This is a genomic window from Microcystis sp. M31BS1 (assembly GCF_020245285.1).
Taxonomy (GTDB): Bacteria; Cyanobacteriota; Cyanobacteriia; order Cyanobacteriales; family Microcystaceae; genus Microcystis; species Microcystis panniformis.
The window spans coordinates 1-5,037 of the sequence record NZ_JADBVE010000234.1 but is presented as its reverse complement, the minus strand read 5'-3'; the positions used below and the strand labels follow the sequence as shown (position 1 = coordinate 5,037).

At 45.9% G+C, this 5,037-nt stretch carries 4 protein-coding genes and 1 pseudogene; 3 read left to right on the top strand and 2 right to left on the bottom strand.

Annotated features, from left to right (window positions below; translation table 11 throughout):
• The first annotated feature begins 333 nt into the window (after positions 1-333).
• Positions 334-1,761 (top strand): DUF7305 domain-containing protein, encoded by a 1,428-nt coding sequence (locus IM509_RS13900; protein WP_185238045.1) that lies wholly within the window; start codon positions 334-336, stop codon positions 1,759-1,761.
• Positions 1,762-1,767: 6 nt separating this feature from the next.
• Here IM509_RS13900 and IM509_RS13895 read toward each other — a convergent pair whose 3' ends face one another.
• Positions 1,768-2,514: a DUF4079 domain-containing protein gene (locus tag IM509_RS13895; RefSeq protein ID WP_185238044.1), complete on the bottom strand. Its 747-nt coding sequence runs from the start codon at positions 2,512-2,514 to the stop codon at positions 1,768-1,770.
• A gap of 456 nt (positions 2,515-2,970) precedes the next feature.
• Here IM509_RS13895 and IM509_RS13890 point away from each other — a divergent pair, with 456 nt between their 5' ends.
• On the top strand, positions 2,971-4,461 hold the full coding sequence (locus IM509_RS13890; RefSeq protein WP_185238043.1) for a UDP-N-acetylmuramoyl-L-alanyl-D-glutamate--2,6-diaminopimelate ligase: 1,491 nt from the start codon (positions 2,971-2,973) through the stop codon (positions 4,459-4,461).
• Positions 4,462-4,557: 96 nt separating this feature from the next.
• Here IM509_RS13890 and IM509_RS13885 read toward each other — a convergent pair whose 3' ends face one another.
• Positions 4,558-4,740, bottom strand: coding sequence for a hypothetical protein (locus tag IM509_RS13885; RefSeq protein ID WP_128575151.1), 183 nt, complete (start codon positions 4,738-4,740; stop codon positions 4,558-4,560).
• Positions 4,741-4,819: 79 nt separating this feature from the next.
• Between IM509_RS13885 and IM509_RS13880 the strand changes: the two are divergent.
• A pseudogene (locus tag IM509_RS13880) lies at positions 4,820-5,037 on the top strand (RNA-guided endonuclease TnpB family protein); the annotation flags it as partial.

Here is a 5,037-nt window from a genome sequence, read left to right as displayed (position 1 = left end):
GATAAGGGGGGTGCCGATCCCCCCTTAGTCCCCCCTTGATAAGGGGGGTGCCGATCCCCCCTTAGTCCCCCCTTGATAAGGGGGGTGCCGATCCCCCCTGCCCCCCTTGATAAGGGGGGTGCCGATAGGCGGGGGGATCCTCCTTGATAAGGGGGGTGTCTGATAATTTTTAACGCCTACATACTTATCGAAAAATTACTGGCTGATTATCCTATCAACTGGCCTTAGTCTGTGATTTCACTCACAGTGCTATTCCTGTATTCTCACAGTTTTCACTTGACCAAAAATTGATATTATTGTAGTAAAAGTAACCATTCTTAGATGGACTGGCTTATGAACAATCGTTTATACCTTCACCTGATGGCTAATAAGGAAAAGGGGTTTGCCTTGCCTCTTGCCGTGTTAATTGGACTCATCCTCATGGTGACAGGAATAACTATGATAATGCGCGCCCAAGGGGACCAATCGAAAGTAATTGCCCAAAAAGTCCGGGCTGATGCTTTAAGAAGTTCCGAAGTTGGAGTGGCTCGCGTGCAGGATCTACTCAATAGTGTTCGAGTTATGGCGAGGTTTAATAGTGATAGTAACTGTGATACTCACGGCTGTTGGAAAAACGCCGAAGTGGTTACTGATCCCAGTAACGATTTACAAAAACATTTAAAAAAATTAGTCGACGCCGCCCCCTCCTGTAGTAATCCCAACGATGCTGCTACCTTGACGGCAAAAATCGATGAATTAAGAGGTTTGAGCGCAGATAGATGGGTTGATCTCGGTAATAATCGTTATTATCGCGTGGTTGGATATGATTATAATCCTGTGTCCAGGCAGGGAGTTCTCACCCTCGAAGGACGTTCTCGCAAAAGTCCCGAAGAAGACCTAACTAACATTGCTATCAATAGAGATAGTGACGACAATGCCGCCTCCCGTAACCGTGTGGTGGTAACTATCCCTATTCTTGATGCCCCTCCCCTCGCATTTAACCGCACCACGGTCCCAGCTTTATGGATAAGTGAGGGAACGGCGGACGATGGTGCTAAATTTGAAGGGGATGTGGTGGAGGTTGTGGCGTGGCCAGAATGTGATATTAAGCAGGATAAGATTCCAACGCCCAGCACTGGAACCCCCCCCTACAAAGCACAAGTTGTCGGTGTGTTTTTCCCCAATTTACCGGAGACTCCCACCGGTATTCCAAGCCTAGGAGACCTTACCAGTTCTGAAACTTTTCCCAGAACGGGAGACACAGCATCTCCCAGCGGAGTGTACGAGTATATTGTTAATAATATCAACTTGGATGAGGAAGATGACGAGAAGATTACCATCACTGCGGGGTACCGGGTATTTTTCTATGTTCAAGGTAATATTAACGGTGCGATCGAACACAATTGTGGTGCTAAGCCTGACTGTAAACCGGGCAATCTACAAATTTATGCCTATAGTGAATCAGATTCCGCGAAAATTTGTCTGAGAGGAGACCAAAGACTACAAGCGTTTATCTTTGCTCCTCACTATTCCCTCGGTAACACTGGTAATGGTAATTTCTTCGGTGCTGCCTGGGGTAAAAATTGGGGCAAAATTTCAGACTGTGCCTCAACTAGCGGTGCTGTAGCTGTTACTCAAAGGGTAGAATGGACTGAATTAATCGAAGACCTGAGACCCCCATTTCCCCAACTTGGTGGTATTGACAATTGGTGTGAGGAACCCATTGATACTACGGGTACATCTCTGTGTGCGCCAACTGCTTCACCCTCTCCCAGTCCCTAAAAAAGTTTAGCTTATCGGGTTAATGAGGGGGGTTGAGGATTTCGGTTCAGGACAGGTTTTATTGGTGAAATCACAGCGATAAATTGCCGGTTTTTGCCAACTGAGGGGAATTTCCAGTAAATCCCTCGAACCGGTCATGGCTTGTCCCAGAAAGAGAGCCAGAGCGATACAATTGAGGATTGTATGGGCAATGCGCCAACGATGGGAGCGGTCTTTATAGATATCTTCGACAATGGCCAGAGAGAAAATCATCAGTATTGATGCCGCCATACCGATATAGTAGTGGGACCAGTACCATTGGTCCGAGAGTCGCCAGACCCCATCCTGAGAACCGATAATAATTAAACCGATGCCAGTCAAGGTGGCAAAAATTCCGCGCCAGAGAGCTTGTCTAGCGCGATAGAGACAGACCAAAGAGGCAATGGTGACAAAAAACATCAAAATCACAAAAATGACCTGAAAGGAGTCTAATTTTCCGTCTTTTTGTTGATCGACAAAACCATTAAAACCGTAAACGACCGAGTAAGCTAGTGCTAACAGGTTAACCCCTACCACTGTAGCCGTTAACCAGCGGCCTAAGCGTAGATGTTCCAGCCCGACCACTGGCGGAATTTTACTTTTATTTCCCGGGTTGGTTTCTAGGCGACGTTGACGGGTTTGCCAAGCAAAGTTAACTACGAGGCCGATAATAGGGAAAACGACCACTATCCCTAGGACAGGATGAATGAGAGCCAGAAAATCGACGAATTGCATATAAATATCCCGAAAATAGTCAGCAGAAAATCGTCAATAGTTGACAAGCTATAGCCTTGTTTTTTTTAGCTTATCGCAGATATCAGGAGCCGGTCGGCAAAAGGCAAAAGGCAGGAGATAGGGTGATAGGGTGATAGGGTTTTGGGGATTTCAGTTATCAGTTATCAGTTATCAGTTATCAGAGGCTCTCTTGGGTTTCGTGTGATAAGCAAAATTTATGGCTTTTCAAACGGTCTTTGGATAAGGCTTTCAGTGCTTACTTACCCAAGAAACTATCAAGAATACCCACATTTTCCCACAAAGTACAAGAGAGCCTTATCAGATGTGAGTTTTCAGTTCACTGATTACTGATTACTGTTTACTGATCACTGAAAAACCCACTTCCCATTTCGGACTAGGAACCTCTTTGATTATCGGCTAATCTAAAAGCAGCAATCCCTAGATTCAATCCTGACTATGAAACTACAAGAACTTTTGACAAATATCACTCCGGTTTCCCCGATTTCTTCTCCTATCGCTTCTATTACCGAGATTACAGGAATTTCCACCAATTCCCATGCTTGTCAACCGGGAGATCTATTTATCGGTTTACCCGGAACGCGGGTGGATGGCGGCGAATTTTGGCGTTCCGCTTTGGAAACCGGGGCCCTAGCGGCGATTATCTCCCCGGCAGCCGCCGCTAAATTTCCCCCCCCGGAGGATGCTTGCGTAATCGTTGTGGCAGATTTAGTTACTGCCACTGCCGCGATCGCTGCTAAATTTTATCATTATCCTGCCCAAACCCTAAAATTAATCGGTGTGACGGGAACCAACGGCAAAACCACCACCACCCATCTAATTGAATATTTTCTCAGCCAAGCAGGGATTCCCACCGCTTTATTCGGGACTCTTTACACCCGTTGGCAAGGATTCCAAGAAACCGCTAATCATACCACCCCTTTCGCTAACGAGTTACAAGCCAGTTTGGCCAAAGCGGTGAGCGCCGGCAATGAAATCGCCGTCATGGAAGTTAGTTCCCATGCACTGGCCCAGGGACGGGTACAGGGTTGTACTTTTCCCGTGACAGTGTTTACTAATCTCACCCGGGACCATCTCGATTATCACCTCGATATGGAGGATTATTTTGCCGCTAAAGCTAAATTATTTAGTACCGATTATCTGCAAGGTAAGGCGATTATTAACGTTGATGATGCCTATGGTCAACGTTTAGCGGCCTCCCTGTCTCCCCAACAGGTTTTAACCTATAGTGTGTCCGATGCTAGTGCCGATTTTTATACTAAGGATTTACAGTATCAACCCACGGGAGTGGAAGGGGTGATGGTGACTCCCCGAGGAGAAATAGCCTTTGCTTCTCCTCTAGTGGGTCAATATAATCTAGCTAACCTGTTAGCGGCGGTGGCGGCAGTGTTAGAATGTGGTGTAGATTTAGAGACAGTAATCGCCCAAATTCCCCAATTTTCAGGAGTACCGGGGCGGATGGAACGGGTTAGCACCGCTCCCGACCAAGATATCAGCGTCATTGTCGATTATGCCCATACTCCCGACAGTTTAGAGAATGTTTTAAAAGCTTCCCGGCCCTTTATTTCCGGTCGGATGATTTGTGTTTTTGGTTGTGGTGGCGATCGAGATCGGACAAAACGACCGTTAATGGGTAAAATAGCCGCAGAATTAGCAGATTTAGCCATAGTTACCTCCGATAACCCTCGCACAGAGTCTCCCGAACGAATCCTTGAGGATATTATCGCTGGCATTCCCCCAGAAATTACCGTGCAGGTAATTAGCGATCGCGCTTTGGCCATTGACACCGCTATTCAAACAGCACAACCGGGAGACGGAGTAATTATTGCGGGTAAAGGTCACGAAGATTATCAAATTTTGGGGACGGAAAAAATCCATTTCGATGACCGCGAACAGGCCCGGGCCGCTTTGATGAAAGGGAAAAAGTGATGAGGGATGATCAATTATCAAGAAAAGCTAACATTAGTTGACCGAAAATTTGGGTACAAGCCCCGCCATGCCCGCGCAGGGTCGGGCAGCTCCACCTTAAATATGTATTGTCAACTGGTTCTTCGTTACTTGGTATGGTTCGATAGGGGGGCATAAATCGACTAAATCCTTATCTGGCAAGAGACTTAATTGATTAGTTCGCTCTAGATAAAAACAATTAACAAAAATCGCTAAATGCCTTTCTATATAAGGGTTCCATCCCTTATAACCCCCGTCCATTGCATAACACAAACCGAAGAGCCTGTCAACTTAAGGAATTTTGTGTTAAGATGTCGATACTCGATCGAGCAATGTCAAAATGTTTGTACTAAAATACAAAGTTAAGCCAAAACCTAATCAAATAGAAGCCATTAATGAGGCAATACGGACAACCCAATTTGTTCGGAATAAAGTCCTGCGTTATTGGATGGATAATCGGGGTGTTGGCAAAACAGAGTTATTTCGGTACAACACAGCATTAAGGAAAGAGTTTAAATTTGTTGATGATTTAAACTCCCATGCTTGCCAGACTGCCGT